The 2665-nt window shown below is 46.0% G+C and carries 6 protein-coding genes; all 6 read right to left on the bottom strand.

The genetic code is table 11. From position 1 onward, the window contains the following. Positions 1–456: 456 nt before the first annotated feature. A complete protein-coding gene (locus tag CLOSYM_RS07940) occupies positions 457–1200 on the bottom strand; it encodes a M15 family metallopeptidase (RefSeq protein ID WP_021641719.1) in 744 nt (247 codons plus the stop codon). A gap of 77 nt (positions 1201–1277) precedes the next feature. Then, complete coding sequence (locus tag CLOSYM_RS07945) at positions 1278–1463, bottom strand: hypothetical protein (RefSeq protein ID WP_021641720.1); 186 nt, start codon at positions 1461–1463, stop codon at positions 1278–1280. A 63-nt stretch (positions 1464–1526) separates the two neighbouring features. Continuing rightward, positions 1527–1790 (bottom strand): phage holin family protein, encoded by a 264-nt coding sequence (locus tag CLOSYM_RS07950; protein WP_021641721.1) that lies wholly within the window; start codon positions 1788–1790, stop codon positions 1527–1529. Between the two features lies 1 nt (position 1791). Further along, entirely contained in the window at positions 1792–2133 is a 342-nt protein-coding gene (locus CLOSYM_RS07955; protein WP_021641722.1) for a hypothetical protein, read from the bottom strand. A gap of 21 nt (positions 2134–2154) precedes the next feature. Next, complete coding sequence (locus tag CLOSYM_RS23635; RefSeq protein WP_021641723.1) at positions 2155–2283, bottom strand: CD1375 family protein; 129 nt, start codon at positions 2281–2283, stop codon at positions 2155–2157. Then, entirely contained in the window at positions 2283–2627 is a 345-nt protein-coding gene (locus tag CLOSYM_RS07960; RefSeq protein ID WP_021641724.1) for a hypothetical protein, read from the bottom strand. The genes CLOSYM_RS23635 and CLOSYM_RS07960 overlap by 1 nt, the downstream gene beginning before the upstream one ends. Positions 2628–2665: the final 38 nt, after the last annotated feature.

Below are 2665 nucleotides of genomic sequence, written 5' to 3' on the forward strand. Positions count from 1 at the left end.
AACATAATTGCCCGAACGGTCAATATTCTCCTGCGAAAGTCTTTCGCACCCTGCAATTTTCTCCTATGGACGTACCCCCATATTACAAGGCGGAATTGCTTAATCTTCCAGGATTAGTACCTGAAGTGATAGAAGGCTGGTAATATTCTATAACATGGCAAGCCCCTCTTCTGCTTATAAAAAAGCGGTTGAGGGGCTTTTAATAATCATCTTTAAAATAAGCGGACCAGATGCACCTGGTCCGCTTTGCAACTTAACAGAAACTTCCTTCCAATAGCTTAAATGAAGTAGTTTTTTTCAATCCACGCCCGAAACGAGCGAACAGCAACTGTTAAGTTGATATTACGATACGCGGAGTATTTAATACTCCGGATTTCTTTTATTTTAACATTGCAGAACCGTTTTGTCAATCTGACAAAAATCAGCACCAATCAATTTTTAGAGACTGAAGTACGCTTAAATCATGTACCGTCTGGCAATCTCGTCATACTCAGTAATCTGCAATGCTCCCTGGTCGTCCGTTACCATACATTTCCCCTCATTTACTCCTTTATCTGGGCAGAGCAGATACTTACGGCCGTCCGGCGCCGCCTGATAACCTGTCAGCATATATCCTGCAGCATCAAACAAATACCATGCGGATGTTCCTGTTGTGACCTCCATCAGCCAGTACCAGCCGCCGTGTGCGTAACTTCCGTCTTTATACTGATACCACCAGCGCTGCCCATCCGCAGCAGGAAGAAAACCTTCATGGTGTTTTTTAGGCCACGTGGTGATGAACTTGTCCGGCGTGCCATATTGCTGCCGGAGCTGTGCCGTGGTACTGCCCCAGTCCGGAAGATACAGGTGTGGCTTGTCCACGATACTTTTCCAATCCCCTCCCCAGCCGAGTCCCAGCTTCTTACCGATGGCCCCAACCTTCCCGAAGAAATTGCCGGACTCATTGTATGCTCCATTCCCGTCGTTCCGGAAGAAGTCAAACGCAATGCCCCACTGGTGCTGTGAACTGTAACTGCTACCCCTGGCATTTGTCACGATATTCCCAGGCTTTGTTCGGCCTTGGGCATACAGTTCATCTTGTTCCACCACGGTTCGATAGCACTCTCCAATCTTAATAATTAACCCTTGCTTTTTGCATTCCTCTACAAGTCTCCCTGCCAGCTCCTGCAAGCAGGGATGGCACATTGTTATATCTCTCATAGCCTTGTCCTCCTAGAATATATTATGCGAAAAGGCCCAGGATGTCCCAGGCCCTATGTACTGCTGCGATATCGCAATTATTTTGCGGCCGGTCCAGTCGGTGCGGGTGTTTCCGGATGCTTTAACGGCGTCTTGCTTTTCGCCAGCAGCTCCGGGTCTCCTGCAGGGCCGGTAACACCCACGTCGCAAGTGCAGTCTGTGTCTGGTGTTAAGTGTTTGTAGTGGTTTACATCGTTGATTTTGTGTTTTTTACAGTTTGTCATAGTTTAATCTCCTTTTCATGGTTTATAAATAAAGAAGAGCCAATCGGCTCCCCAGGTTACTTATTATTCTTTATTAATTATCTGGCTGAAAACCTGGTGCAGGCCGGTACTGGCAAGTCCTGTTACGGCCCCGTATACGATACTTTCCAGGCTTACTGCTCCGACGGCCACACATCCCAGGATTGCTCCCAGGATTGCCAGGATTGACGGGATGTACTGATTGCTGACTGCATCCAGCCACTTAATATGCTTAATGCAGTAGCCGACCACCAGGCAGGCCACTAAAACAACTGGTATGTAATGCTGTGTAATAAAGGTTAAATCCATTCTACTCCTCTCTTTCTGCCGGCTCTTCCGGCATATCTAATAATGTATCTTTTAATTTGGTTGCGACGTCATTTCCACCTAATTCGTGATAAGCATCATACATACGCTTTACATTTTCCTTACCGTAAATAGGGCAATACCCTTTATCCTGATAGTGGTTGTAAGCCTGGATGATGCGATCGCGAAGCAATGCCTGGATGCCATCGTTGATCGCATTGCTTTTGCGGCTATCCTCTTTCTGCCGCCGGGCAAGACGGGCATGTCCAATGCTCAGGAGGCCAAAAGCTCCACCAAACAACCATTCTATCCAATGACCAACTATATACTGCAAAATCTCATTCACATAGGATACCTCTCTTTCTCCTTACTCAACGATTAAGTCTTCGCGGTCCCGATCGATTAATGCCTGGCGAACCTGTTCCTTGATTTTGTCCGGAACTTCAGCGAAGGTCTTCTTTCCTTTAACGATTAAATCTGCATATACTTTTGCCATTATTCTGTACCTCCTTCATACAATTCGCATACTGCATTCTGTAAATTGGTTACCTCTTCCGATAACGCTAAGTTCACTTCGTACTGCTCGGTTAAAGCAACCTGCGTATCAGTAAGCTGCTCCTCAAGATCCGCTGCTTTTGTCTGTAATATTCCTATACCGCTCTCAGGAAGATAGCTGAATACTGGCTTCGGATTCTCGGAATCTGTCACATCTATACGTTCAAGAGCTGCGCCATCTGGAATGTCTACAAACATGCTTGTGAGACCCTGTGGAACAGTTTCTTCGCCATAGATAATATTCCAGATACGGCCAGTTGAATCATAAATGACTAATGCTTTCATATTTATCACGTCCTCCTAATATATAAGTGTAGGGTTTC

It is taken from the genome of [Clostridium] symbiosum ATCC 14940 (assembly GCF_000466485.1).
Lineage (GTDB): Bacteria > Bacillota > Clostridia > Lachnospirales > Lachnospiraceae > Otoolea > Otoolea symbiosa.